Here is a 26813-nt window from a genome sequence, read left to right on the forward strand (position 1 = left end):
CGCGTCAGTAATGCAGCCATGTCAGCAGGCCCGCACCGGGGGCGAGCAGGACGAAGGCCCAGACGAAGGCCGAACTCCAATTTGCGAGCTGGAACGGGATGCGGGCGAGGCCGAAGCTGCCGGCGACAAGCGGCACAACCGCCCGTGCCGGACCGATGAAGCGCCCGATGAGAATTGCCCCGGCACCCCAGCGCCGCAGGAAGGCTTCGGCCTTCGCCGTCATCTCCGGGTGCCGGCTCATCGGCCAGAGGCGCTTCACGCCGTCCTTGTAGTAGTGCCCGACCTCGTAGGAGACCCAATCCCCCAGCCCCGCGCCGATGCCCGCCCCGATCACCATGGGCCAGAACGGCAGGCCGCTGCTGCCGATCAGCGCGCCGACGCCGAGCAGGATCGCCGTGGCCGGCACCAGCAGCGACAGGACCGCCAGCGATTCGCAGAAGGCGATCACGCCCGTCACCAACGGGGCCCACGCCTTGTAGGTCTCGATGAAGGTGAGGACGGATTGGCGGGCGGCGTCGAAATCCATACTCACTCCGGAAGATTGGCCGAGAGCCGTATCCACCCTGATGGCATCAGGCCGGCGTCTCTAGGTCTTTGTTTTGATGTGCATTCTTTCGACGAACCGGTGACCGCTTCGTCGGGCTGCGGTCAAGGTCGGCCGAGCCCTAACGCGCCGCTGCACCGATCGGATGCGCGCGAGGGCCCGCCGGGTTATCACGATGCAGGAGCGGATACCGGAGCACCATGAAGGTCCTGTCGATCCAGTCGCATGTCGCCTACGGCCATGTGGGCAATTCGTCCGCCGTGTTCCCGATGCAGCGGCTCGGGGTCGAGGTCTGGCCGGTGCACACGGTGCAGTTCTCCAACCATACCGGCTACGGGCAGTGGCGCGGGCGCGTCTTCGACGGGCCGGCGGTGGAGGAGGTGGTGCAGGGCGTGGCCGAGCGCGGCGCGCTCAAGGAGTGCAACGCCGTGCTCTCCGGCTATATGGGCTCGGCCGATATCGGCACCGCGATCCTACGGACGGTCGCCGCCGTGCGCGCCGCCAACCGTGAGGCGCTCTATTGCTGCGATCCGGTGATCGGCGACACCTATTCCGGCGTCTACGTCCGCCCCGGCATCGCCGACTTCATGCGGTCGCAGGCCGTTCCGGCGGCCGACATCCTCACCCCGAACCAGTTCGAACTCGATCTCATCTCGGATGCGCCGAGCGACACGCTGGAGGCGGCCAAGGCGGCGGCGGCTTCGGTGCAGGCGCTCGGCCCCCGCGTTCTGCTCGTCACCTCGCTCGTCACGGCGGAGACGCCGCCGGACGCGATCGACATGATGGCGGCCGAGGGTGGCTCGTTCTGGCGGGTGCGCACGCCCCGGCTCGACCTGAAAGCGGTCTCGGGCGCGGGCGATGCGGTCGCCGCGCTCTATCTCGTGCATTACCTGCGCACCGGCTCGGCGGCCCTGGCGCTCGGCATGGCGGCAGCCTCGATCCACGGCCTGCTGCGCCGGACCGCCGAAGCCGGTTCGGACGAGTTGCTGACTGTCGCCGCGCAGGAAGAATTCGTCGCGCCGAGTGCGGCCTTCCCCGTCGAGATCGTTTGAACCTTCTCAAGGAGTCATGATGCCGGAACGCCGCTTCGCCACCCTCGACGTGTTCACCGACACGCCGCTGGCCGGAAACCCGCTCGCGGTGGTGCTCGATGCCGACGGGCTCAGCGCCGAGGCGATGCAGGCGATCGCCAGCGAGTTCAACCTGTCGGAGACGGTGTTCGTCCTGCCGCCGGCCGAGCCGCGCCACCGGGCCCGCCTGCGCATCTTCACACCGACCCGCGAACTGCCCTTCGCCGGCCACCCGACGGTTGGAACGGCGGTGCTGCTCGCTCTCCGCGACCGGGCCGAGCGGCAGGCGGTGGCGCTGGCGGATGCCGCCGCCTTCGGCCTCGAGGAAGAGATCGGCATCGTCTCCTGCGTCGTCGAGGCGGCGGAGGATGGCCACAACGGTCGTGCCCACTTCAAGCTGCCGGTTCTGCCAACCTATCTCGGCGAGGCCCCGGCCAACGAAGCCCTGGCCACGGCTTTGGGACTGAAGCCCGGCGATCTCGGCTTCAACCGCCATCAGCCGAGCCGGCACGGCGCCGGCCCCGCCTTCACCTTCGTGCCGCTCGCCTCCGGCGAGGCGCTGGCGCAGGCCCGGCTCGATGCCGCCCGGTTCGAGCGCCTGTTCCGCCATGCCGAGCCGGACGCGCTCTACCTCTACGCCCTCGACGCGGAGGGCCTCGGGCAAAGCTACCAGGCACGGATGTTCGCGCCCCATCTCGGCGTTGCGGAAGACCCGGCGACGGGCAGCGCCGCGGCGGCCTTCGCCGGCGTGCTGATGCAGTTCGAGCCGCTGGGCGAGGGCACCCACGACGTGGTGATCCGCCAGGGTGTCGCCATGGGGCGGCCGAGCACGATCGACCTTCAGGTCGTCATCGCCGAGGGCACCCTGCGCTCCGTCGAGATCGGCGGACAGGCCGTGGTGGTGAGCGAGGGCGTGCTGCGTGTCGATTGAGATCGCGCGCGACGCCGCACCCGGTTTCAGCCTCACGCCGCTGGAGCGGATCTCCGCGCGGCGCGTCGAGCACGATTGGGCCTGGGCGCGGGACAACGCCGAGGCGATCGACCGCAACTGGGAGCGCCGCCTAGCGGAGACGCCGGGCCTGTTCGATGGGCCGGTCTACCTCGCCAGCGGTTGCGTCCTGGCGGACGGCACTTGCGAGGCGAGCCTGTTCGAGGTGCGCTATTCGCGCTTCCTCGCCTTCCGCGATGCGGGCGTGCCCGACGCACTGGTGGCCAATGCCTTCGCGGCGATCGTCCCGCACAGCCGAGACGGGGCGGTTCTGCTCGGCGTGATGGGCGCCCAGACCGCCAATGCCGGCCAGATCTACTTCCCCTGCGGCACGCCCGATCCCGGTGACCTGCGCGACGACGGCACGGTCGATCTCGCCGGCAGCGCCGCGCGCGAACTTTTTGAGGAGACCGGCCTGACGCTCCCCGAGGGGGCGGAGGAGAACTGGGTGCTTTTGCGTGGCGACGGCCAGCTCGCCTTCCTGCGCCCGGTCCGCTTCGACTGCGCGGCCGAGACGCTGAAGGCTCGCATCGAGTCGCATCGCGGCCACGAGGACGAGCCGGAACTCGCCCACAGCATCATCGCCCGTTCGCGCTCCGACATCGACGCCGCCCGGATGCCGGGCTTCGTGCAGGCCTATCTTGCGAGCGTCTTCCCGGCCTGAAAGCCCGGCTTTTACCGGTAGCCGTAGCGCGCCTTGGCCGCCGCGAGCAGGCTCATCGCCTCGCCCTCGCGGCCGGCGGCGCAGGCGCCCGCCGCCTTGTCGAGATCGGCGCTGAAGCGCGTGCCGACCGCCGCTGAGAGATCGCCGGTCTTCACGTCGCCCGCGACGATGGCCTGGGTCCGGGCGATGGTCGGGCCGCAACCGGTGCCGGTCGGCAGGACGGTGACAACCGGTGCGGCGGCCACGGCCGCGACCGGAGGCGGTGCGCTCGACTGGCAGGCACTCAAGGCGCAGCCGAGGAAGAGAATGGAGACGGCACGGGGAAGCGGCGCGGGCACGACGGGTCTCTCCGGTTGCGAGACGAGGTTCGCTGCAGCCAAGCTTGGCCGGCGGTTTGTGCCTCCCGCAAGTGAGCGGGTCAATCATCGGAGAGACGCGGCACAGCCATGTGCTTGTCACGATCCCCGCCAATCGGTACATACCGCCACCCTGGTCTCGTAACGGTCTTCCGGCGAGTCAGCCTCTTGAGGAGAATCGAGCGTGGCCCCTGGCCGCCCTGCGCAGACGAACGATGGCGCCGCTCTCGCGGCCGCTTCGTCGTGCGCGCTCATTCTCGTAGGCCTGCTTCTTAGCCGCCCCTGAGGGCCGTCTGGGCGCGATCGCCTGGGCTCTCAGGGGATGCCGCCCATCGACCGGAAGACAGGCTTTTCCGGCGCCGCTCCCAACGTGTCGAGCGCGCCGGCTGCGAGGAACGAAGACCCATGGCGAACACCACTCAGAGCGCGAAGGACCGCGTCGTCATCTTCGACACGACGTTGCGCGACGGCGAGCAATGTCCCGGCGCCACCATGACGCTCGACGAGAAGTTGGCGGTGGCCGAACTGCTCGACGGGATGGGCGTCGACATCATCGAGGCAGGCTTCCCCATCGCCTCCAACGGTGACTTCGAGGCGGTCTCCGAGATCGCGCGGCGCACCAAGCGGGCGACCGTGGCGGGCCTCGCCCGCGCGATTCCCGCCGACATCGCCCGGGCGGGCGAGGCGGTGCGGCACGCCGAGCGCGGCCGCATCCATACCTTCGTCTCGACCTCGGCGATCCACCTCGCCCACCAGATGCGCAAGACGCAGGACGAGGTGATCGAGATCATCCTCAAGACCGTGGCCCAGGCCCGCGACCTCGTCGAGGACGTGGAATGGTCGGCCATGGACGCGACCCGGACCGACATCGACTATCTCTGCCGCTGCGTCGAGGCGGCGATCCGCTCGGGCGCCACCACCATCAACCTGCCCGACACCGTGGGCTACGCCACGCCGCAGGAATACGGCGCGATGTTCCGCCAAGTCCGCGAGCGTGTACCGAACGCCGACAAGGCGATCTTCTCCGTGCATTGCCACAACGATCTCGGGCTGGCGGTGGCGAACTCGCTCGCCGGCCTGGAGGGCGGCGCCCGGCAGATCGAGTGCACGGTCAACGGTATCGGCGAGCGCGCCGGCAACGCGGCGCTCGAAGAGATCGTCATGGCGATCCGCACCCGCGCCGACGTGATGCCCTACGACACCGGCATCGACTCGACGATGCTGACCCGCGCCTCGAAGCTCGTCAGCCACGCCGCGAATTTCCCCGTGCAGTACAACAAGGCCATCGTCGGCCGGAACGCCTTCGCCCACGAGAGCGGCATCCATCAGGACGGCATGCTCAAGCATTCCGAGACCTACGAGATCATGACCCCGGCCTCGGTCGGGCTCGCCAAGACCTCGCTGGTGATGGGCAAGCATTCGGGCCGGGCGGCGTTCAAGTCGAAGCTCGGCGAGCTCGGCATCTCGCTGTCCGACAACCAGTTCCAGGACGTGTTCGAGCGCTTCAAGGCCTTGGCCGACCGCAAGAAGCACGTCTACGACGAGGATATCGAGGCGCTGGTGGACGAGAAGCGCGCCACCGCCCACGACCGAATCAAGCTCGTCTCCCTGTCGGTGATCGCCGGCACGCGGGGCCCGCAGCGCGCGACGATGAAGATCGAGATGGACGGCCGCGTCTTCACCGCGGAGGCCGACGGCAACGGCCCGGTGGACGCGGTCTTCAACGCGATCCACGAGATCGTCCCGCACGACGCGGTGCTGGAACTCTATCAGGTCCACGCCGTGACCGAGGGCACCGACGCCCAGGCCGAAGTCTCGGTCCGGCTGAAGGCCGGAGAGCGCTCGGTCACGGCGCGCGGTGCCGACCCGGACACGCTGGTGGCCTCGGCCAAGGCGTATCTCTCGGCGCTCAACAAACTCTCGGCGGCCTCCGTACGGCTGCACGCGCAGCACGCTGCGGTGGTCTAGCCAACGCTCGTCCCACCCAATCCCCTCATCCTGAGGTGCCCGCCTTGGCGGGCCTCGAAGGAGGGCTCCAGGGATCGCGAGACTTCTGGAGGCCTCCTTCGAGGCTCCGCTTCGCTCCGCACCTCAGGATGAGGATGCGTTTTGGAGGATCGGCCTTGCGGCCGATCCGGCTCGAAAAGTCGATCAGCAAAAATGCCCGCCTATCGCTCCCGCACCACCACCCATGGCCGCAACATGGCCGGCGCCCGCGGCTTGTGGCGCGCCACCGGCATGAAGGATTCGGATTTCGGCAAGCCGATCATCGCGGTGGTGAACTCGTTCACGCAGTTCGTGCCGGGCCACGTCCACCTGAAGGATCTCGGCCAGCTGGTGGCCCGCGAGATCGAGCAGGCGGGCGGTGTGGCCAAGGAATTCAACACCATCGCGGTCGATGACGGCATCGCCATGGGCCATGACGGGATGCTCTACTCGCTGCCGTCGCGCGAGCTGATCGCCGACAGCGTCGAGTACATGGTCAACGCGCATTGCGCCGACGCCATGGTCTGCATCTCGAATTGCGACAAGATCACCCCCGGCATGCTGATGGCGGCGCTGCGCCTCAACATCCCGGCGGTGTTCGTCTCCGGCGGGCCGATGGAGGCGGGTAAGGTCGTGATGAACGGCGTCACCCGCAAGTTCGACCTCGTCGATGCGATGGTGGCCGCGGCCGACGACCGGGTCTCGGACGAGGACGTCGCCGTCATCGAGCGCTCGGCCTGCCCGACCTGCGGTTCGTGCTCCGGCATGTTTACGGCCAATTCCATGAACTGCCTCACCGAGGCCCTGGGGCTCTCGCTGCCCGGCAACGGCTCGACGCTCGCGACCCACGCCGACCGCAAGCGCCTGTTCGTCGAGGCCGGCCACCTCATCGTCGATCTGGCGCGCCGCCACTACGAGCAGGACGATGCCAGCGTCCTGCCGCGCTCGATCGCGACGATGGCCGCCTTCGAGAACGCGATGACCCTCGACATCGCCATGGGCGGTTCGACCAACACGGTGCTGCACCTGCTCGCCGCGGCCCACGAGGGCGAGGTGCCCTTCACCATGGCTGACATCGACCGGCTGTCGCGCCGCGTGCCGGTTCTGTGCAAGGTCGCCCCGGCCGTCCCCAACGTCCACATGGAGGACGTGCACCGGGCCGGCGGCATCATGGGGATCCTCGGCGAACTTGACCGCGCCGGTCTGATCGACCGGACCGTCGGCAATGTCGGCTCCGGCACGCTCGGCGCGGCGCTCGACCGCTGGGACGTCAAGAAGACCCAAAGCGAGTCGGTCCAGACCTTCTTCCGCGCCGCGCCCGGCGGCGTGCCAACCCAGGTGGCCTTCAGCCAGGCCTCGCGCTGGGACGAACTCGACCTCGACCGCGAGGCCGGCGTCATCCGCGCGGCCGAGCACGCCTACTCGAAGGATGGCGGGCTGGCCGTGCTCTACGGCAACCTCGCGGAAGACGGCTGCATCGTGAAGACGGCCGGCGTCGATGCTTCGATCCTGACCTTCACCGGGACCGCCCACGTCTTCGAGAGCCAGGATGCGTCGGTGGATGCCATCCTCAATGGCCGGGTGAAGGCCGGCGAGGTGGTGCTGATCCGCTACGAGGGCCCGCGCGGCGGCCCCGGCATGCAGGAGATGCTCTATCCCACCAGCTACCTGAAATCGAAGGGCCTCGGCAAAGCCTGCGCCCTGGTCACCGACGGCCGATTCTCCGGCGGCTCCTCGGGCCTCTCCATCGGCCACGTCTCGCCGGAAGCCGCCGAGGGCGGCCTGATCGGCCTCGTCGAGCAGGGTGACCGGATCGAGATCGACATCCCGAACCGACGCATCCACCTCGCCGTGGACGAGGCCGTGCTGGCCGAGCGCCGCGCCGCCCGCGACGCGGAGGGCTGGCGTCCGGCCACGCCCCGTAAGCGCAAGGTCAGCACGGCGCTCCGCGCCTACGCGATGCTCGCCACCAGTGCCGCCAAGGGGGCGGTGAGACGAATCGAGCCGTAGGGCATTCTTGTATCGCGCCGGTTCTGGCTTCCACCCCGCGCCTGATGCTGAGGCGCCCGCGCAACGGGTCTCGAAGCACGGCGCAAGGTTGATCCAGGCCCGGCGCGCGGCTCCCAGCGAAGGCAGAACCGCCGCGGCGTGCTTCGAGGCCGCGCTTGCACTCGGCACCTCAGCATGAGGGATCGAAGCGGGGTTACAGCAATGCCGAGGTCATCCCTCGCGCATCGGGCACGGATCACGCATAGACGCGTTCTCAGGCGGAGCTTCGCTCCGGACGGGACCATCGCCTATGCAGATCGCCACGCCCTATCTGATGTTTCTCGGAGACGTGCCGGACCGGCTCGCCGCAAAGACCGCCTACGGCATCAATGACTGGCGCCCCGAATGGTGCGTCGGCCAGTTCCGGATGGAGGGCTGTGCCGCCGATCTCGGCATCCCCGATCTGACTCTGGAGGAGGCCGTCGCCAAGGGCTGCAAGACCATGGTCGTCGGCGTCGTCAATGCCGGCGGCGTGCTGCCCGACCACTGGGTGGCGGAGATCGTGGCGGCATTGGATGCCGGGCTCGACGTGGCAAGCGGGCTGCATGTGCGGCTCGGCTCGATCCCGCAGATCGCCGAGGCAGCCAAGCGCAATGGGCGCGCCCTGCACGACGTCCGCCACACCACTGAGACTTTCCCCACCGGCAAGGGCACCAAGCGGCCGGGCCGGCGCCTGCTCACCGTCGGCACCGATTGCTCCGTGGGTAAGAAGTACACCGCACTCGCCCTGGAACGTGGCATGCGCGAGCGCGGCTTCGATGCCGATTTCCGTGCCACCGGCCAGACCGGCGTGTTCATTTCCGGCCGGGGCGTGGCCATCGACGCGGTCGTGGCCGATTTCATCTCCGGTGCCGTCGAGTGGGTCTCCCCGGCGGCCGAGCCGAATCACTGGGATCTGATCGAGGGGCAGGGCTCGCTGTTCCACCCCTCTTTCGCCGGCGTCAGCCTCGGCCTGCTGCACGGCGCGCAGGCCGATGCCTTCGTGATCTGCCACGAGCCGACCCGCACCCGCATGCGCGGCGTCGAGGCGAGCCTGCCGACGATCCAGGAGGTCATCGACCTGACCATCCGCTGCGGCTCGCTCACCAATCCGGGCATCCGCCCGGTCGGCATTGCCGTGAACACGCAGGCCCTGCCCGAGGCGCAGGCGCGCGCGCTGCTGAGCGAAGCGGAATCCGTCCACGGCCTGCCGGCCACCGATCCCGTGCGCTTCGGCGTCGAGGGGATCGTGGATCGGATCGCCGCCGAGTTTCCGGCCTGAGGGAGAAGAGCCGATGCCGCGTCTGACCGTTGCCGTCGAGCGCTTCCCCATCGCCGGATCGTTCACGATCTCCCGCGGCAGCCGCACCGAGGCGGTCGTCGTCGTCGCGACCGTGGAGGACGGTTCGTTTCGCGGCCGGGGCGAGTGCGTGCCCTATGCCCGTTATGGCGAGACGGTCGAGAATGTCGCCGCCTTCCTCGACGAGCAGGCGGCATGGATCGCCGACGGGGGAGGGCGGTTCGACCTTGCCGGGCGGATGAAGCCGGGTGCCGCCCGCAATGCCCTCGACTGTGCGCTGTGGGATCTCGAAGCGAAGCGCACCGGCAGGCCCGCCTACGAGCTTGCGGGGGTCGCCGCACCGGGACCGGTCACCACCGCCTACACGCTGAGCCTCGGTGATCCGGATGCGATGGAGGAAGCGGCCCGCGGGGCGGCGCACCGGCCGCTGTTGAAGGTGAAGCTCGGCGGCGAGGGCGACCCCGAGCGGATCGCCGCCGTGCGCCGCGGCGCGCCGGATTCGCGCCTCATCGTCGATGCCAACGAGGCGTGGCGGCCCGAGACGATTCGCGACAACCTCGCGGCCTGCGCGGCGGCGGGCGTCGGCCTGATCGAGCAACCGCTGCCGGCGGGCGAGGACGGCTTGCTCGCCGAGATCGACCGCACGATTCCGATCTGCGCCGACGAGAGCCTGCACGACCGCGCCGGTCTTGATGCCCTGGCCAAGCGCTACGATGCAATCAACATCAAGCTCGACAAGGCGGGCGGCCTTACGGAAGCGCTGAAGCTCGCCCACGAGGCGCGGGCGCGCGGCTTCGAGATCATGGTCGGCTGCATGGTCGGCTCGTCGCTCGCCATGGCACCGGCCCTGCTGCTCGCCCACCACGCGGCTTACGTCGATCTCGACGGGCCGCTGCTGCTCGCCCAGGACCGGACGCCGGCCCTGCGCTACGAGGGCAGCACGGTCTATCCGCCGGAGCCCGAGCTGTGGGGTTGAGCGCAGTCTTTACTGAACCGAGCGGATCGCCAGCGACGGCACCACGTCTTCACTGAGACGCAGGCGGGCGTCGAGGATCGGTGCGGCCGGCTCCTCGGCCTGCTGCTGCGCGAGGTCGGCGATGGCCTGATACTGGCTCAGGCGTCGGTCGATCATGCCGTCGAGCTTCTCGTGCACTTCGGCCACGGTGAGGCTGCGGCGCTTGCCTCCGTCCTTGGCGGTGAAAATGGCGCGGTTGGCCCGCGCAGCCCGGCCGAAGGCGGCCTTGGCGACCTTGTCCGGATCCTCGGCGCTGAGCGACAGGAACTTGCCGGCGCTCGCGGTGCCGAGGAAATGCGCGAGATAGAGTTCGGTGGTCTTCAACTCGCGGCCGATCCGCGCCTCGATCCGGCTGCGATCCCGCTTGATCAACTCGCCGGCCATCAGGCCGGAGACGTAGGGGTCGTTGCGCAGGTCGAGCACCCGCTTGCGGGTCGCCGCGTCGGCGATGGTGATGCCGGCGCCATGGCCCTTCACCGCGGCGGCGTCATCGGCCATCCCGTGCTTGGCGCCGTACTGGCGGATCATCTCTAGCCAGGTGCCGGTGACGAACTGGAACAGACCCTGCGCCGAGGAGGCGGAGGACTTCACGTTGGTATCGAAGCTCGATTCCTTGTCGGCGAGCGCCATCATGTAGACGGGATCGACGCCGGTCACCTCGGAGGCCTTCAGGATCGTCTCCACCAGCGGGCGCGACACGCTCATCTCGCCGAAGCGGAGGATCTCGTCGTCGGTGTCCGAACGGGGATTGGCCAGCGACGCCTGCATGCGGTCGATCGAGGCGGTCAGTCCGCCAGCCTGGCCAAGCAGCGCGGTGCCGCCCCATTCCGCCTCGGCCCCGGCCGGGCGGAGATCGGCCCGCACCATCATCGGGATCGAAATCGCGACATGTGCGTTCTCGTAGGCGGACACGGCCTGCGGCCCGGCCAGCAGCAGGGTCACGCTGGCGGTCAAGGCGGCAAGGCTGCGCACGAGCGGCGAACGAACGCGCGACGGCTGCGAAGCAGCACCGTTGCCGGCATTCGACCCGCAAGGCACGTGTCGGCTTACGTCGTCGGCGCAGCGCGCCGGCTCCGGGTAAACCCCCATCGGTCTTCCTTGTTGGTGCCTCGGCGTTCTTTTGTGCCGGGCTTCGTTTGACCGGCGGAGGTTTCGCCGCCGGGTGTGACCACAATGGGACCACCCCGTGATCCAAACGTGATCCCGTTAATCCAGCGTTAAGCCATTGTGTTTACGATATTTTAACCAAACGATGCAGTCCCGGCGAAACTGGACCTGCGGCAAAGATGGCAGGGTCGGCACCGGAACGGACCGGGTTGGTCACAGTTGTCATGGGCCGCGCGGCCTCCCGTTAGGGCTCATCCTAAGGCGTCAGCGCCACCACAACAGAAAGATCGAGTTCCCATGGGCATTCAGACCGGTCGACGCGTCGGAGTGGCGTTCGTTGGCATGGGCGGTGCAGTCGCGACGACAGCCATCGCCGGCATCGAAACCATTAAATCGGGTTCGAACCGTCTGGATGGCCTTCCGCTCGCGGGTGTCTCCGTCGCCGGGATGGCCGACTATAAGGATCTCGTCTTCGGCGGTTGGGATCTGAACGGCGACGACCTCGCTTCGGCTGCCACCGGCCACGGCGTGCTGAGCCGCGAGGATATCGAGAATGGCGCCCAGGCGCTCAAGGGCATTACGCCCTGGCCGGCGGTCGGTTCGGCCAAGTTCTGCAAGAACATCGACGGCGGCAACCGCATCGTCGCCAAGGACCATCGCGAGACCGTCTCGGTCATCGCCAACGACCTCAACCGCTTCCGCAAGGAGAGCAACCTCGACGACGTCGTGGTGATCAACCTCGCCTCGACCGAGCGCTGGCCCGATCTCTCCGTCCCGGTTCTCAACTCGGCCGAAGCCTTCGAGAAGGGGCTCGATTCGAGCGACGAGTCGATCTCTCCGGCGATGCTCTACGCCTATGCGGCGATCAAGAGCGGCGTCCCTTACGCGAACTTCACCCCCTCCATCGCCGCCGACGTGCCGGCCCTGATGGAACTCGCCCGCGAGCTGAACGTCCCGGTCGCCGGCAAGGACGGCAAGACCGGCCAGACCATGATGAAGACGGTGCTGGCGCCGGCCCTGAAGGCCCGCCAGCTTCACGTCGATGGCTGGTTCTCGACCAACATCCTCGGCAATCGCGACGGCTTGGCCCTCAACGATCCGAACTCGCTGCAATCGAAGCTTAACACCAAGGGCACGGTGCTCGATTCGATCCTCGGCTACCCGGTCGAAGACCACCTCGTGCACATCCACTATTACCGCCCGCGCGGCGACGACAAGGAAGCCTGGGACAACATCGACGTCACCGGCTTCATGGGCCAGCGCATGCAGATCAAGGTCAACTTCCTCTGCAAGGACTCGATCCTGGCGGCACCGCTGGTGATCGAAATCGCCCGCGTGCTGGATCTTGCCAAGTCCCGCGGTGACGGCGGCGTGCAGGAGCAGCTCTCGACCTTCTTCAAGGCGCCGATGGTGAAGAACGGCCACGGTCCGGAGCACGATTTCGGCAAGCAGCAGCGCATGCTGTTCGACTGGCTCGGCGCGCAACAGTAAGGCCCCGCGCCCGTGACGGGTTTTTCGCAAACCGGGCCGGCAGCCCCCGTCGCGGTGCGGGAACTGCTGGTCGAACTCGGCGATCTCAAGCGCGTCCGCTCCGCGGCACGCGCGGGCTCGATCGCCGAGCGTCTGTTCGCTCAAGGGTGGTCGGCGCTCACCGGCGGCGCCCCGCCGGAGACCGTCGCCCTCGACATCACGGCCAAGGCGCTGGCCGCCGCGCGGCTCTGCGACCTCGACGCGGCGTTCCTCTCGGCCGCCGGGCTCGATGAGGCGCAGGCCTCCGCCGTACTGGTCGCGGGGCTCGATGCAGTTTCGGAATCGGTCGATCCCGCGTTGCGGGATCGCCTTCGGGCTTGCCTACGCGAGCCCGCCGCTCTGCCGGCCGGGCCCGTGCCGGGCTTCGTCGGCGCCTTAGCGCAGCAGCCCCGAGCAGGGGTGACCTGCCCCGGCAAGCCGCGCATCCTGCTCGAACCGCCCGAGAACCACGCCGAGCACTGCCTCGTCGTGGCGGTCTACGGCGTGCTGCTCAGCCCGTTCTACCGGGCCGATCCGACGACCGTGTTCCTGGCGGCGATGGCGCACCACTTCCACAACGCGGCGATGCCGGATGCCGGATTTACCGGCGAGATGCTGCTCGGTGACCATCTCTGGCCGATCGTCGGGCGGTGTTCGGAATGGGCCCTTGAGGAACTGGAGCCGCCGCTGCGGGAGACGGTCCGCGCCGCCCGCCTCGTCCTGCCGGACGATGCCACGGCGGAGGGCCGCGCCTTCCACGCTGCCGATTCCATCGACCGCGTCCTGCAGATCGCCCAGCACCTCCGGGCCGCTTCGCTGACGATGGATACGGTGCTCGGCGAGATGGAACTGGTCCATGCCGGGCCGGTCAAGGCTTTCCAGGATCGCGTTCTGACCGATATGCGCATCCCGTGACGTCCCGCGCTGTCCGGCAGAATCCAGGCTCATGATCCCCTTCGATCTCCTTTCGCCGGAGACCGGCCACAGGCTCAAGGCCGACGGCGCGCATGCCCTGCGCGACGCCGAAACCGGAGCCCGCTGGCCGGTCATCGACGGCATTCCCTATCTTCGCACCGGCCGCGACAGCCTCGTCGCGGCGGCGCTCGATCATCTCGACGCCGATCGGCGAGAGGACGCGCTCGTCCTCCTGCTGGCCGATCAGGACGATTGGTGGACCGGTCCGCCGGCCGACCCGGACGCGTTGCGCCGGCTGGTGCGGGAGCGCGCGAGCGCCACCCTGCGCCAAGCCGTGGACTGGCTCGGCTGGGGCCGGGTCGGCGATTACTTCGTCAACCGCTGGACCGACCCGACCTTCCTGGCGGGCCTGAGCCTGCTGGAGGCGCACTGGAACGACCCGGTCTGCGCGTTCGAGCTTGCCTGCGGCATCGGCCATTACCTGCGCGAATTGAAGCGCCGGGGCGTGAAGGTCGCGGGTGCGGACGTGGTCTTCGCCAAGCTCTGGGTGGCCCGGCACTGGGTGGTCGGCGAAAAGGCGCAGCTCGTCTGTTTCGACGCGTCGTCGCCGCATTGGCCGATTCCCGAGGCGCCGGTCGATCTCGTGATCTGCAACGACGCCTTCTACTTCCTCGACGACAAGCCCGGCATCCTGTCCTGCCTGCGGCAGACCGCCGGGGAAGAGGGCTGGCTCGCGCTCAGCCACATCCACAACAGCGGGCAGCCCGGCTTCTCGGCCGGCAAGGCGATCTCGGCGGCCGAAATCGAGGAGCTGTTCCCGGACGGGCTGGTCTACGACGATGCCGAACTGACGCGCGCCCTGGTCGAGGCCCGCGCACCGCAGCCCCGCGAGCCGCGCGACCTTCGGAGCTGCGAGGCGTTCTCGGTGGTGGCCGGGCCCGGGATGCGGCCGGCGCCGCGGGCGATCGTCGACGGCATCACGCTGCCGCCGGCGGACGCGGCGCTTCACCTCAATCCGCTCTACGTGCCCGAGGACGGTGGCTTCGCCATTCGCTGGCCATCGGAGCGCTACGAGGCCGAATACGCCTCGCAGGCGACTTATCCGCTGCATTCGGATGGCCCGGAGGCCATCGACTGGAACGGCAAGCCCAACACGTCGGACGCGGCGCGGGTGCGCCGCCGCGAATACGTCGATCTGCCGGAGCGCTGGTGATGGTGGGAAGCGTCGGCTGGGGCATCGTCGGCTATGGCTGGGTCGCCCGCGATTACATGGCGCCCGGCATTCGCGCCGCGGGGCATCGCCTGATCGCCGTCGCCGATCCCGGCGCGGCGTCGCGCGCGGCGGCGGAAGCCGAGGGTGCGCGGGCGCATGCCGAGCTCGCCGGGCTGATCGCCGAGCCCGAGGTCGAGGCGGTCTACGTCGCCACCCCGAACCATCTCCATCGCGGCGCGGTCGAAGCGCTCTGTGCCGCCGGCAAGGCGGTGCTGTGCGAGAAGCCGATGGCCGCCTCTCTCGCCGATGCGGAAGCGATGGCCGCGGCGGTGCGCAAGTCCGGCGCGTTCTACGGCACCGCCTTCGACCAGCGCCACCATCCCGGCCACCGTGCCATGCGCGACCTCATCCGCGCGGGCCGGCTCGGCACGGTGACGGCAGTGCGCATCGTCTATGCCTGCTGGCTCGATCGGGCCTGGGCGTCGTTCCGGGGCCAGGACAACTGGCGCATCGATCCAGCCCAGGCGGGCGGCGGCGCGCTGATCGACCTCGCGCCCCACGGGATCGACCTCGTGGATTTCCTGCTCGGCGAGCCAATCGACGAGATCGCGGCCATGACCCAGGCCCGCGCGCAGGACTACGCCGTCGATGACGGCGCCCTTCTGATCGGCCGCACCGGTTCGGGGGCGCTTGCCCAGCTCAACGTCGCCTACAATTGCCCCGACGCCCTGCCGCGCCGTCGGCTGGAGGTGGTCGGCACGAGCGGGATGCTGACCGCGACCGACACGATGGGCCAGACCGCGGGCGGCAGCGTCACCTTCACCAACGGTGCGGATGGCCGGGTCGAAGACATCGCCTTCGACAAGACGGCCTCGCCCTTCCTCGAACAGGTGCGCGCCTTCGGCCGCGCCCTGCGCGAACGGGACGAGCGCGCCGCCTGGGACGCCGAGCGCGACCTGCACACCATGCGCCTGATCGCCCGCGCCTACGCGGCGGCAGGCAAACCGGCCGGCCGCGACGCGGCCTGACGACGATTGTTAGGAGCAGACCGTACGATCCCACCCACGCCCTCATCCTGAGGTGCGGAGCGAAGCGCAGCCTCGAAGGATCGTCCAGATCCCACGCGATCCCTGGAGGATCCTTCGAGGCCGCTTCGCGGCACCTCAGGATGAGGTTCGGGGTTGGAGACAGGACGGTCAGCCGCTGCTGATGGAACGGACATGACAGCGACCGACGCCCTCGACCGGGACGACCGCGCTCACCACCCGAATCTGGCGGCGCCGCGCCCCTATCACCGCGGCTCTCCGCGCAAGATCGAGGGGCTGCCCGCGCGGCTGCCCGATGTCGTGAAGGCCTATCTCGATGTGCTGCCCGAGGGCCGGGTCGTCGGCTTCAACCTCGCCGGGCTCGACCGCACCGGCATCCCGGTCTGGTTCGTGGCGCTCTTTCTCGATGACCCGTTCTATGTCGGCGCCATGCCCTCGGGCATCGGCTACGGGGCGACCGACGACGAAGCGCTGATCGGCGCGGTGGCCGAGATCGCCGAGAACCTGATGCCGTCCGTCGCCCTGCTGCCGCGCAAGGGCGACAACCAGGCGGCCGTGTCCTACGCCGACCTCGTGCGCGTCTACGGCGAATCCTCCGTCGCCGATCCGCTGACGCTGTGCTTGCCCGCTGGTTCGTCCGTCGGCCGGGATACCCCGCTCGACTGGACCAAAGCGGTCCGCGCCCGCACCGGGGAGTCGGTGTGGATGCCGCTCGATATCGCCGCGACCGACTACTTCGAGCTGCGTGAGGGCTATCAGCCCTTCACCAACCTCATCACCAACGGCCTCGGCGCCGGGCCGGACGTGAACTTTGCGCTCGGCCACGGTCTGCTCGAACTGCTCCAGCGCGACGGCAACGGCCTGCTGTTCCGGGCCCTCGACCAGGGCGTGATGCTCGATCTCGACGGGATCGGCCCGGAGACGCGCGGCATGCTCGATCGGCTGGAGAGCCTCGGCATCCGGGCGCTGCCGAAATTCGCCACCGATCAGTTCGGTCTCACCAACCTCTACGTCGTCGGCTACGATGTGGACCCGGCCCGCACGCCCGCGCCGATCGCGCTCTCGGCCTGCGGCGAGGCCTGCGATCCGGACCGCGAGCGGGCCCTGCGCAAGGCGCTTCTCGAATTTCAGGCGGCGCGCGTTCGGAAGACCTTCGGCCACGGGCCGCTGGCGCTCGCCGACACGGTGGCTCCGCCCGGCTATGTCGAATCCTTCATCCAGAAGGCACTGCCGAGCCTCGATCTGGAGGAGAGCCGCGCGCTTCAGGCCATGCTCGCTTGGCTCGACCTCTCGTCGGCCGAGCTGCGTGGGGTTCTGAGCAACACGGTCTATTCCGAGCGCAGCACCAAGGCGTTTTCCAACCTGCCGACGACACCGGCCCCGGACGGTCACGCCCGCGGAAAGATCGCTCGCGACCGCCTGGAGGAGGCAGGCTTCGATGTGCTCTACGTCGATTGCACGCCGCCCGGCGGCGGGATCGGCGTGGTCAAGGCGATCGTGCCGGGGCTCGAAGTCGAGACCATGAGCTACTACCGGATCGGCGAGCGCAACGCGAAGAAGCTGATCGAGCGCGATCACCCTCTGATCCGCTTCGGCACGCCGACCGACACGCTGCTGCCCGTCCGCCTGACGCCGGAGGCGATCGAGCGCCTCGGCGGCCAGCCGCTCTTCAACGTGGCCTTGGCCGAGCAGATCGTCGGCTCGCATTATCCGCTCTACCGCGAGCCGGAATCGCACCACGCGCCGTTCCGCTACGAACGCCAGGGCCGCCGGGCCGAGCGGAGGCCTGCATGAGCCTGCGCTTCGCCTACAACACCAACGGCACCGCCAACCACCGCATCGAGGACGCGATCCGCCTCATCAAGGATGCGGGCTATGACGGCGTCGCACTCACCCTCGACATCCACCATCTCGACCCCTTCGCCGAGAATTGGGTGATCGAGGCCGACCGCATCGCCAGCCTCCTGAACCGGCTCGAACTCGGTTCGGTGATCGAGACCGGCGCCCGCTTCCTGCTCGACCCGACCGCCAAGCACGAGCCGACCCTCGTCACCGCCGACGCTTCGGGCCGTGCGCGGCGCGTCGGCTTCCTCAAGCGGGCGATCGAGATCGGAAAGATCCTGAACTCCGAAGCCGTCTCCTTCTGGGCCGGCGTGCCGAAGCCGGGCGTCGACCACGGCGAGGCGCGGGGATGGCTGATCGAGGGTCTGCGCGAGGTCTCCGACTTCGCCGCCGAGAAGGGCGTCGTCGCAGCCCTCGAACCCGAGCCCGGCATGCTGATCGAGACGCTCGACGACTTTGCCGCGATCGACCTGCCGGGCCTGTCGCTCGCCCTCGATACCGGTCACTGCCTCGTCACGGGAGAGCGCAATCCGGCTGCGGCCGTGCACGAATTCGCCCCCCGCCTCGGCACCGTGGCGATCGAGGACATGAAGCGGGGCGAGCACATCCACCTGCCCTTCGGCGAGGGCGACATGGATGTCCCCGCCGTTCTCGACGCGCTCGACGCGATCGGTTTCAGGAAACTCGTCTGCGTAGAGCTTTCGCGCGAGTCGCACCGCGCCGACGTGATGGTCGGCCAATCCCTCGACTATCTCCGCACCTGCCGCCGTCCCGGCCCCGGTCTTCCGATGCCGGACACCACGCCGCGCGAAGCCGCGATGCCCGGGCTGCCCACGTCATGAGAATCTGTTTCGTCAGCCGTCGCTACTTCCCGGCGATCTCCGGCATGAGCGTCTATGCGCAGAACCTCCTGCGCGAGGTGGCGGGGGCCGGCCACGACGTAACGATGATCTCGCAATATCGCGGCGACGAATTCGGCACGCGCGTCTATGGCGGCGGCCCGCCGCCCGCCGTGCCCGGCGTCCATGTCATCGGCCTCGAACAGAAGGGCGAGCAGGAGGGCGGGGATTTCGAGCGCGACATCGATACGATCGTCGCGACGATCTGCGCCGAGCACGCCAAGAAGCCGTTCGACGTGCTGCACGCGCAATACGGCTACCCGACCGGCTTGGCGGTGTTGCTGGCGGGCAAGCGGCTCGGCGTGCCGACGGTCGTCTCGATCCAGGGCGGTGACGGCCACTGGGTCGGCTCCTGCTGCGAGACGCATCGCCGCGCGATGGTCGAGGTGCTGGCCCATGCCAACGCCCTGCTGATCGGCGGGCAATCCTTCCTGAAGGAGGTGTGCGACCGGCTCGGCTCCGATCCCACTCGCTTCACCATCGTCCCCGGCGCCGTCGACACCGCCCGCTTCACCCCAGGAGAACGCTTCCAGGCCGAGCGTGAGGACGAGGAGCCGGTGCGGCTGCTCTACCACGGCCGGGTCGACCGCCGGAAAGGCGTGCTCGACTTCCTCGATGCGCTGGAGCGGCTTTGGGAGGCCGGAATGCCGTTCGATGCGACGATCTCCGGCATCGGACCGGATGTCGAGTCCGCCCGCGCGAAAGCGGACGCCATCGGCTTCACCTCGGCCCAGGTCCGCTTCACCGGTTACGCCGACTACGACACCGTGCCGGACCTCTACCGCGAGGCCGACGTCTTCGTTTCGCCGACCTATGCGGAGGGCTTCTCGAACACGATTCTGGAGGCCATGGCCGCCGGGCTCGCGGTGGTCTCGACCCACTCCGTCGGCGTCTCGGATTGCCTGCGGGACGAAGAGAACGGGCTGCTGGTAAATCCCGGCGATGTGCGGGCGCTCACCGCCGCCCTTCGGCGGGTGGTGGAGGACGACGATCTGCGCCAGCGTCTCGCCGAGGCAGGATTGGAGGAGTGCCGCCGGGTCTATTCCTGGACCGCCGTCGGCCGGCAGATCATGGACGTCTATGCGCAGGTCGCCGGGGAGCGCCCGCACACGGATGTCCCTGACACGCTGCCGATCGACGCCGACTGCCGCTTCCGCAAGGAGCCGCACCTGCTGTGACGCGTACCGCACTCGCCATCTCGCCGCATCTCGACGATGCGGTTTTCTCGGCCGGCGGCACGCTGGCGCGGCTCGCCGCGCAGGGCTGGCAGGTCGTCATGGCGACGATCTTCACGGCATCGGTGCGGGACCCGCGCGGCTTCGCCCTCGCGTGCCAGCTCGATAAGGGGCTGGGGCCGGAGGTCGATTACATGGCCCTGCGCCGCGAGGAGGATCGCGCGGCGGCCCGTGCGCTCGGCATCGAAGAGCCGGTCCACCTGCCGTTCCGGGAGGCGCCGCATCGCGGCTACGCATCGGCGCCGGAATTGTTCGCCGAACTTCGCCCCGACGACCGGATCGGTGCCAACCTCGCCGACGCGTTCGAGCGGCTGGTGGCTGATACCGGGCCGGACCTGATCCTCGCGCCGCAGGCCGTCGGCGGCCATGTCGATCACGTGCAGGTCGTGCGCGCCTTCCGCGCCGCGCAGCCGCCCCTGCCGGTGCTGTGGTGGCGTGACTTCCCCTACACGGTGCGGAGCACCGAACCGAAAGAGCCGCTGCGGGCGATCTTCGAGCATTGGCCCGAACAGGTCGTGCGCCTCGATTCGGAAGCCGAGCACCGCAAGGCGGAAGCCTGCGCCGCCTACGCGTCGCAGATCGGCTTCCAGTTCGGCGGGCCGGACGGATTGCGCACGCGTCTTTCCGCCGAGAACGGCGTCGAACGCTTCCGCTTGCAGGGCCGGGTGCCGCCGGGTCTGCGCGATGCCGGCTTCGCCTGACGCGCCGAAGAGCCTGCGCGATCCCGCCCTTCTCGAGGCGCGCCGAGCGATGGCCGACGCGCCGCATGTCCGGCCGCTGCGCGCCTTCGCCCGCATGATTTCCGCCGAGCGGGGCGCGGCGGTCCCCGATCCTGATCCGCTCGATGGCGGTGTGGCGGCGCGGCTGCTCCTGCTGCTCGAGACGCCGGGCCCCTCGATTGGCCGCACCGGCTTCGTTTCCCGCGATAATCCGACCGGCACCGCCGCCAACCTGTTCCGCTTCCTGGCCGAGGCCGGGATCGCCCGGCGCGACACGCTGATCTGGAACGCCGTGCCCTGGGTGATCCACGCGCCCGGCGCCCTCAACCGTGCGCCCCGCCGAGCGGAAGCGAACGCCGCCGCGCCATACTTCGCGCCGCTGCTAGCGCTCTTGCCGCGGCTCGCGGTCGTCGTGCCGGCCGGGCGCTTTGCGCGCGAGGCGTCGGCGCCGCTCTCCGCCCTGCGACCGGAACTGCCGGTGGTGCCGATACCCCATCCGAGCCCGACCTATGTCTGCACCGCGCCCGCCGTGCGCGAGCGCATCCTGGCGGGTCTGGCAGAGGCGGCCGCCCATCTCGCTGCGACGCCGTGACGGTCAGGATACTGTGATTTCGGCCGCATTCCCGGTGCAGGGCATCCCCGTGCCGGTGGCCCTTCGCTGGCCTTTGCCCGTCGAAGCCCCTAAATGCCGCGGGGGCGGTTCGGGATCGATACCGCTCGGGACGACCCGCGCCGAATACACCCTGCGGTCGACCAGCGGAGGCGGATACCGTTCTCACATGAAACCTGCCGGGAAGCACAGGATGGTCACGGAGGCCGAGCCGGCCGACGCGGACCGCGAGGCTGATGCCGGATCGAAGAAGGCGTCGAAGCGCGGGCGCTATGCCTGGATCGGCACGATCGCCAGCCTTATCCTCATCGTCGCCTCACTTGGCGTTCTGTGGAAGCTCTCGGCAGAGATCAGTTGGGCCGAGCTGCAGGCGGCCTTCACTGCGGTCGCCGCAACACAGCTTACCGAAGCCTTCCTGTTCGTGGCGGTCAGCTACCTGTTCCTGACCTGCTACGACGCGCTCGCCCTGCGCCAACTCCGGATCAAGCTGCCCTACCGCATCACGGCGCTCGCCTCCTTCACGAGCTACGCCGTGAGCTTCACCCTCGGCTTTCCGCTCATCACCGCGGCGACGATCCGCTACTGGATCTACTCGAAGCGCGGGTTGTCGGCGGCCAAGATCGCCGCGCTGACGGTGATCGCCGGCTTCACCTTCTGGCTCGGCATGGGCGTCGTGCTCGGCTTCAGCCTCATCATCGAGGCAGGCCAGCTCGCGAGCCTCACTTTCAAGAGCATCGGCGTCAACACCACCGCGCGCCTCAATCAGATCCTCGGCTTCGGCACGCTCGGGCTCGTGCTCGGCTATCTCGCCTGGGTCTCGGTGAAGCGGCGCTACATCAAGGTGCGCCACTGGCACCTCGAACTGCCGGGCGCCACGGTGTCGTTCAGCCAGATGGTGGTCGGCATCGGCGATGTCTGCGCCGCGGCCGCCGTGCTCTACATGCTGATGCCCGAGGGCCTGAACCTCCCGTTCACGACCTTCCTGGCGATCTACGTTCTTGCCGCCATGCTCGGCATCGCCTCCAACGCGCCGGGCGGCATCGGCGTGTTCGAAGCCACGATCTTGCTCGCCCTGTCCTACCTGCCGCGCGAGTCGGTGCTCGGCTCGCTGCTGCTGTTCCGGGTCTGCTACTACCTCGTTCCCTTCGCCCTCGCCTTGGTGATGCTCGGCATCTACGAGGGGATGCAGCGTCTGCGGCGCCGGGCGGCCGCGAACGACCCGTGATCCGGCCGGTTCTCTAGCCCGGCATGTTGAGTAACCCGGCCCGCCCTCTCTGGCTCGGCGTCACCCTGGCCGTGGCCGTGATTGTTTTCGCCGAAGCGATCGGCGGCACGGTCGATGCCGCCCTGATCGTCTCCGCCAGCCTTGCCCTTTTCATCGGCGGGCTCATCGGGCGCCGCGTGCAGGGGCCGGTTCTCCAGCAATCCGAGGTCGGACCGCCGCGCCGCCACACCATCGCCGAGGCGCTGCTGGCGAACATTCCCGATCCCGTCATCCTGGTCGATCGCCGGGTGGTGGTGATGGAGGCCAACCCGGCCGCCCGGCGGCTCCTGCCGGGGCTGAAGCTCCGCCATCCGCTCTCCTTCTCCCTGCGCGCGCCCGACGTGCTCGATGGGATCGAGGAAGTGCTGCGCACCGGATCGGCCGTGCGGACCGAGTATGCGACCCGCGTGCCGACCGAGCGCGCCTTCGAGGTGCAGATCGGCGCCCTGCCGATGTCCGACATGCCCGGCGGCGGCGAGGCCAACGTCGTGCTGTTCCTGCGCGATCTCACCGAGGCGCGCCGCCTCGAGGCAATGCGGGTCGATTTCGTCGCCAATGCCAGCCACGAACTGCGCACGCCGCTCGCCGCTCTTCTTGGCTTCATCGAAACCCTTCAGGGCCCCGCCCGCGACGATGCCCGCGCCCGCGAGCAGTTCCTCGGCATCATGCGCACTCAGGCCCAGCGCATGACCGGGCTGATCGACGACCTGCTCTCGCTCTCGCGCATCGAACTGCATGAGCACGTCGTGCCGACCCGGACGGTCGATCTCGGCCGCATCGCCCGCCAGATGGTCGACATGCAGGCGCCGCTCGCCCTGAAGCGCGGCATCGCGTTGAGCGTCGAGCGGCCTGATATCCCGCTCCCGGTGCTCGGGGATCGCGACGAGCTGCTGCGCGTCATCGAGAATCTCGTCGAGAACGCGATGAAGTATGGTGGCGGCGGCGGCGTGGTCGTCGTGTCGCTCCATCGCGTCGAGGGGGTGGACGGGCGCGGGGCCCGGATCGAGCTCAGGGTGCGTGACGAGGGGCCGGGCATCGCAGCCGAGCATATCCCGCGGCTGACCGAGCGCTTCTACCGCGTCGATACGGCGTCGAGCCGCCAGCAGGGCGGAACCGGTCTCGGGCTCGCCATCGTGAAGCACACGCTCAATCGCCACCGGGGCAAGCTCATCATCGAGAGCGAGCCAGGGCATGGCACCACGGTGCGCGTGAGCCTGCCGGAGCATCGGCCCGATACCGTGGGACCGATGCCGGACGAGGTGCCCGCACGGGATTAGCGGATGACCCCGGGGGAACGGTGGGCGGTCGGCCCCGTTTGCCGGGAAGAGTCGGTCGATGCCGTCGCGCCAGCGCGGACATCGAACGACGCGCGACACGTGCCGAAAGATGCGGGGGCAAAGGTGCTTTCCCTGGCCTGAAAGCCTCGAACGCCCCGCCCCTTGACCTTCCCATGATGGGAAGGCCCATCTGAGGTGGCATGGAAACGATCCTTGAATCCCACACCACGCCGCCCGCGCCCGTTGAGGCCGAGCGGCCGTCCCGCCTGACCCTGCCGGTCGAGGGCATGAGCTGCGCCTCCTGCGTCGGACGCGTCGAGCGGTCGCTCCGCGCGCTGCCCGGCGTGACTAATGTCGCTGTCAATCTCGCCACCGGCCGCGCCAGCCTTACCCTGCCGGATGGCCTACCACCCTCGCGGGCGGTCGAGGCAATCCGCGAAGCCGGCTACGACGTGCCGGAATCCGTCACCGCCGTCTCCGTCGAGGGGATGAGCTGCGCCTCCTGTGTCGGACGCGTGGAGCGCGCCCTCATGGCGCTTCCCGGTGCTGTCTCGGCGAGCGTGAACCTCGCCACCGGCCGGGCGGAATTGCACCACGCCGCCGGCACCGTCTCCCTGAGCGATGTCGAGGCGGCCGTGCGGCAGGCCGGCTACGAGGCGCGTGCGCTCGGTGCCGCAGCGGACGCCTCACACGCGGATCGGCAGGAGCGGGAGGCGGCCGCACTCCGCCGCGACCTGATCGTCGCCGCCGTTCTGTCGGCCCCCGTCGTGGTCCTCGACATGGGGAGCCATCTGCTGCCGGGCTTCCACCATGCGGTGACGGGCTTGCTCGGCGCAGGCGGCTTCGCCTGGATGCAGGCGGTGCTCGCGACCCTGGTGCTGGCCGGGCCCGGCCGGCGCTTCTTCCGGATCGGTGTGCCGAACCTGCTGCGCGGCCATCCCGACATGAACGCCCTCGTCGCCCTCGGTGCCGGCGCGGCCTTCCTCTTCTCCCTGGTCTCGACCGCCGCGCCGTGGTGGCTGCCGGATGGGTCGGCGCATCTCTACTTCGAGGCGAGCGTCCTCATCGTCACGCTGATCCTGCTCGGGCGTACCCTGGAGGCCCGCGCCAAGGGCCGGGCCGGCGCGGCGATCGCGCGGTTGATCGATCTCTCGCCCAAGACGGCGCGGCGGGTGGAGGGCGCGACCGAGCGTGAGGTGCCGGCGGCCGACCTCAAGATCGGTGATCGGGTGCGCGTGCGGCCCGGCGAGCGCGTACCGGCGGACGGCCTCGTTGCATCGGGCGCCTCCTTCGTCGATGAGAGCATGATCACCGGCGAGTCGGTGCCGGTGGAGAAGGGCAGGGGCGCCCGCGTCGTCGGCGGCACCCTCAACACCACCGGCAGCTTCGACTTCACGGTGGACCGCACCGGTGCCGATACTGCGCTGGCGCGGATCGTGCGGATGGTCGAGGAGGCGCAAGGCGGTAAGCTGCCGATCCAGGCGCTGGTGGACCGGGTCACCCTGTGGTTCGTGCCCGCCGTCATCGCCATCGCCGTGCTGACCTTCCTCGCTTGGCTCGTCCTCGGTCCTTCGCCGGCGCTTGGACATGCCTTGGTCGCGGGAATCTCCGTGCTCATCATCGCCTGCCCCTGCGCCATGGGGCTGGCGACGCCGGTCTCGATCATGGTCGGTACCGGCCGGGCGGCGGAACGGGGCGTGCTGTTCCGTCAGGGCGCCGCGCTGCAGGCGCTGCGGGACGCGCGCGTCATCGCCCTCGACAAGACCGGCACGCTGACCGAGGGCCGTCCGCACCTGACCGATCTCGTCACCGCCCCCGGCGTCTCCCGTGAGAGTGTGCTGGCGCTGGCAGGCGCCGTCGAGGCGCGCTCCGAGCATCCGGTCGCCCGCGCCATCGCCGCGGCGGCGCGGGAGGCCGGGGCACTGCCCGAGGCCGAAGCGTTCGAGGCGGTGCCGGGCCACGGCGTCTCGGCCCGGATCGAGGGGCGGGCGGTGGCGCTCGGCAACCGCCGCTACATGGAACGGCTCGGCGTGACGACCGCTGCGCTCGAAAGCGAGGCGGCCCGTCTCGCTCAGGAGGGGAAGAGCCCGATCTTCGCCGCTGTGGACGGCCGGCTCGCGGCGCTCGTCGCCGTGGCCGATCCGATCAAGCCGGAGGCGCGGGCGGCCCTCGATGCCCTGCGCGCCCGCGGCCTCACCGTGGCGATGCTGACGGGGGATGCGCGCGCCACCGCCGAGGCGGTTGCCCGGTCGCTCGGCATCATTGAAATCGAGGCCGAGGTGCTGCCCGAGGGCAAGGTCGCGGCCCTGCGCCGCTTGCGCGAGGCCCACGGCCCAGTCGCCTTCGTCGGCGACGGCATCAACGACGCGCCCGCTCTGGCCGAGGCCGATATCGGCATCGCCATCGGTACCGGCACCGACATCGCGGTGGAGAGCGCCGACGTCGTGCTGATGTCCGGTGCGCTCACCGGGCTGGTCGAGGCCGTGATTTTGTCGCGTGCGACGCTCGCGAACATCCGCCAGAACCTGTTCTGGGCGTTTGCCTACAACGCGGCGCTGATCCCCGTCGCCGCCGGCGTGCTGACGATTGTCGGCGGCCCGCAGCTCTCGCCGGTCCTGGCGGCCGGGGCGATGGCGCTCTCAAGCGTCTTCGTCGTCGGCAACGCGCTGCGCCTCAAGCGGGCGGGGGGCACCGCATGAGCGCGCCCTCCGTCACCATCGGCGAAGCGGCCCGCGCGACCGGCGTCTCGGCCAAGATGATTCGCTACTACGAGGAGACGGGGCTGCTCGGCCCCGCGGGACGGACGGCCGCCGGCTATCGCGTGTACAGCGATACCGACCTGCACGCGCTCCGCTTCGTCCGCCGCGCCCGCGACCTCGGTTTCTCGATGCGCGAGATCGCCGACCTGCTGGCCCTCTGGCACGACCGCTCCCGCGCCAGCGGCGCGGTCAAGGCCGTGGCGCTTAGCCATGTCGCCGACCTGCGCCGCCGCATCGGCGAGTTGGAGGCGATGGCCCGCACCCTCGAACATCTGGCCGAACGCTGCTGCGGCGACGACCGACCGGACTGCCCGATCCTCGACGATCTGGCGGGAGGAGAGGCGCCTGAGCCCGCGGAGACGGGCGCGGCACGATTGCGGCGAGGAAGAAAGCAGGGGTGATCGCTTATCGGGCGTTCGCCCCGAGGCTTGGCCGTTGACCCGGTGTTGGCCTTCTGCTTGCTGGGG

23 protein-coding genes are annotated in these 26813 nt (G+C 69.5%); 20 read left to right on the forward strand and 3 right to left on the reverse strand.

Annotation, left to right across the window (positions count from 1 at the left end; translation table 11 throughout):
• Nucleotides 1-4: 4 nt before the first annotated feature.
• The gene (locus OVA30_RS09530) at nucleotides 5-526 is read right to left on the reverse strand and encodes a DedA family protein (protein ID WP_003597784.1); all 522 of its coding nucleotides are present in this window, start codon (nucleotides 524-526) and stop codon (nucleotides 5-7) included.
• A gap of 218 nt (nucleotides 527-744) precedes the next feature.
• On the opposite strand from OVA30_RS09530, the gene pdxY reads away from it, so the two are divergent.
• The 3 genes from pdxY to OVA30_RS09545 are packed head-to-tail and all read left to right on the forward strand — an operon-like array spanning nucleotide 745 to nucleotide 3266.
• Nucleotides 745-1596, forward strand: coding sequence for a pyridoxal kinase PdxY (gene pdxY / locus OVA30_RS09535; RefSeq protein WP_015823015.1), 852 nt, complete (start codon nucleotides 745-747; stop codon nucleotides 1594-1596).
• A 19-nt stretch (nucleotides 1597-1615) separates the two neighbouring features.
• A complete protein-coding gene (locus tag OVA30_RS09540) occupies nucleotides 1616-2545 on the forward strand; it encodes a PhzF family phenazine biosynthesis protein (protein WP_268175288.1) in 930 nt (309 codons plus the stop codon).
• Entirely contained in the window at nucleotides 2535-3266 is a 732-nt protein-coding gene (locus OVA30_RS09545) for an NUDIX hydrolase (protein ID WP_268175289.1), read from the forward strand. The genes OVA30_RS09540 and OVA30_RS09545 overlap by 11 nt, the downstream gene beginning before the upstream one ends.
• Nucleotides 3267-3277: 11 nt before the next feature.
• On the opposite strand, the gene OVA30_RS09550 is transcribed toward OVA30_RS09545, so the two are convergent.
• On the reverse strand, nucleotides 3278-3604 hold the full coding sequence (locus tag OVA30_RS09550) for a hypothetical protein (RefSeq protein ID WP_268175290.1): 327 nt from the start codon (nucleotides 3602-3604) through the stop codon (nucleotides 3278-3280).
• 423 nt (nucleotides 3605-4027) lie between these two features.
• Between OVA30_RS09550 and OVA30_RS09555 the strand changes: the two genes are divergently transcribed.
• The 4 genes from OVA30_RS09555 to dgcA all read left to right on the forward strand — a co-directional run bounded on the left by OVA30_RS09555 (nucleotide 4028) and on the right by dgcA (nucleotide 9912).
• On the forward strand, nucleotides 4028-5590 hold the full coding sequence (locus OVA30_RS09555; protein ID WP_015951168.1) for a 2-isopropylmalate synthase: 1563 nt from the start codon (nucleotides 4028-4030) through the stop codon (nucleotides 5588-5590).
• 192 nt (nucleotides 5591-5782) lie between these two features.
• Nucleotides 5783-7618, forward strand: a complete 1836-nt coding sequence (gene ilvD / locus OVA30_RS09560; RefSeq protein WP_268175291.1) for a dihydroxy-acid dehydratase — start codon at nucleotides 5783-5785, stop codon at nucleotides 7616-7618.
• Between the two features lie 289 nt (nucleotides 7619-7907).
• Nucleotides 7908-8918: an N-acetyltransferase DgcN gene (dgcN, locus tag OVA30_RS09565; RefSeq protein WP_265221905.1), complete on the forward strand. Its 1011-nt coding sequence runs from the start codon at nucleotides 7908-7910 to the stop codon at nucleotides 8916-8918.
• Between the two features lie 13 nt (nucleotides 8919-8931).
• Entirely contained in the window at nucleotides 8932-9912 is a 981-nt protein-coding gene (gene dgcA, locus OVA30_RS09570; protein ID WP_268175292.1) for an N-acetyl-D-Glu racemase DgcA, read from the forward strand.
• Between the two features lie 9 nt (nucleotides 9913-9921).
• On the opposite strand, the gene OVA30_RS09575 is transcribed toward dgcA, so the two are convergent.
• Entirely contained in the window at nucleotides 9922-11040 is a 1119-nt protein-coding gene (locus OVA30_RS09575; protein ID WP_326493611.1) for a transglycosylase SLT domain-containing protein, read from the reverse strand.
• Nucleotides 11041-11355: 315 nt separating this feature from the next.
• On the opposite strand from OVA30_RS09575, the gene OVA30_RS09580 reads away from it, so the two are divergent.
• From OVA30_RS09580 to cueR, 13 genes are all read left to right on the forward strand, one after another.
• Nucleotides 11356-12549, forward strand: a complete 1194-nt coding sequence (locus tag OVA30_RS09580) for an inositol-3-phosphate synthase (RefSeq protein WP_003597802.1) — start codon at nucleotides 11356-11358, stop codon at nucleotides 12547-12549.
• 12 nt (nucleotides 12550-12561) lie between these two features.
• Nucleotides 12562-13482: a hypothetical protein gene (locus OVA30_RS09585; RefSeq protein WP_268175293.1), complete on the forward strand. Its 921-nt coding sequence runs from the start codon at nucleotides 12562-12564 to the stop codon at nucleotides 13480-13482.
• A 31-nt stretch (nucleotides 13483-13513) separates the two neighbouring features.
• Nucleotides 13514-14695 (forward strand): class I SAM-dependent methyltransferase, encoded by a 1182-nt coding sequence (locus OVA30_RS09590; RefSeq protein ID WP_268175294.1) that lies wholly within the window; start codon nucleotides 13514-13516, stop codon nucleotides 14693-14695.
• On the forward strand, nucleotides 14695-15723 hold the full coding sequence (locus tag OVA30_RS09595) for a Gfo/Idh/MocA family protein (RefSeq protein WP_268175295.1): 1029 nt from the start codon (nucleotides 14695-14697) through the stop codon (nucleotides 15721-15723). The genes OVA30_RS09590 and OVA30_RS09595 overlap by 1 nt, the downstream gene beginning before the upstream one ends.
• A gap of 192 nt (nucleotides 15724-15915) precedes the next feature.
• Complete coding sequence (locus tag OVA30_RS09600; protein WP_268175296.1) at nucleotides 15916-17535, forward strand: YcaO-like family protein; 1620 nt, start codon at nucleotides 15916-15918, stop codon at nucleotides 17533-17535.
• Nucleotides 17532-18425: a sugar phosphate isomerase/epimerase family protein gene (locus tag OVA30_RS09605; protein WP_268175297.1), complete on the forward strand. Its 894-nt coding sequence runs from the start codon at nucleotides 17532-17534 to the stop codon at nucleotides 18423-18425. Before OVA30_RS09600 ends, OVA30_RS09605 begins: the two co-directional genes overlap by 4 nt.
• Nucleotides 18422-19660 (forward strand): glycosyltransferase family 4 protein, encoded by a 1239-nt coding sequence (locus OVA30_RS09610; RefSeq protein WP_268175298.1) that lies wholly within the window; start codon nucleotides 18422-18424, stop codon nucleotides 19658-19660. The genes OVA30_RS09605 and OVA30_RS09610 overlap by 4 nt, the downstream gene beginning before the upstream one ends.
• Nucleotides 19657-20418, forward strand: a complete 762-nt coding sequence (locus OVA30_RS09615) for a PIG-L deacetylase family protein (protein WP_265221897.1) — start codon at nucleotides 19657-19659, stop codon at nucleotides 20416-20418. Before OVA30_RS09610 ends, OVA30_RS09615 begins: the two co-directional genes overlap by 4 nt.
• Nucleotides 20402-21028: a uracil-DNA glycosylase gene (locus OVA30_RS09620; RefSeq protein WP_268175299.1), complete on the forward strand. Its 627-nt coding sequence runs from the start codon at nucleotides 20402-20404 to the stop codon at nucleotides 21026-21028. The genes OVA30_RS09615 and OVA30_RS09620 overlap by 17 nt, the downstream gene beginning before the upstream one ends.
• A 211-nt stretch (nucleotides 21029-21239) precedes the next feature.
• Complete coding sequence (locus tag OVA30_RS09625) at nucleotides 21240-22271, forward strand: lysylphosphatidylglycerol synthase domain-containing protein (RefSeq protein WP_012254063.1); 1032 nt, start codon at nucleotides 21240-21242, stop codon at nucleotides 22269-22271.
• 23 nt (nucleotides 22272-22294) lie between these two features.
• Entirely contained in the window at nucleotides 22295-23587 is a 1293-nt protein-coding gene (locus OVA30_RS09630) for an ATP-binding protein (RefSeq protein WP_268175300.1), read from the forward strand.
• Nucleotides 23588-23787: 200 nt separating this feature from the next.
• Entirely contained in the window at nucleotides 23788-26286 is a 2499-nt protein-coding gene (locus tag OVA30_RS09635; protein WP_268175301.1) for a heavy metal translocating P-type ATPase, read from the forward strand.
• Complete coding sequence (gene cueR, locus OVA30_RS09640) at nucleotides 26283-26747, forward strand: Cu(I)-responsive transcriptional regulator (RefSeq protein ID WP_268175302.1); 465 nt, start codon at nucleotides 26283-26285, stop codon at nucleotides 26745-26747. Before OVA30_RS09635 ends, cueR begins: the two co-directional genes overlap by 4 nt.
• Nucleotides 26748-26813: the final 66 nt, after the last annotated feature.

This window comes from Methylorubrum sp. SL192 (assembly GCF_026672325.1).
Lineage (GTDB): Bacteria > Pseudomonadota > Alphaproteobacteria > Rhizobiales > Beijerinckiaceae > Methylobacterium > Methylobacterium extorquens.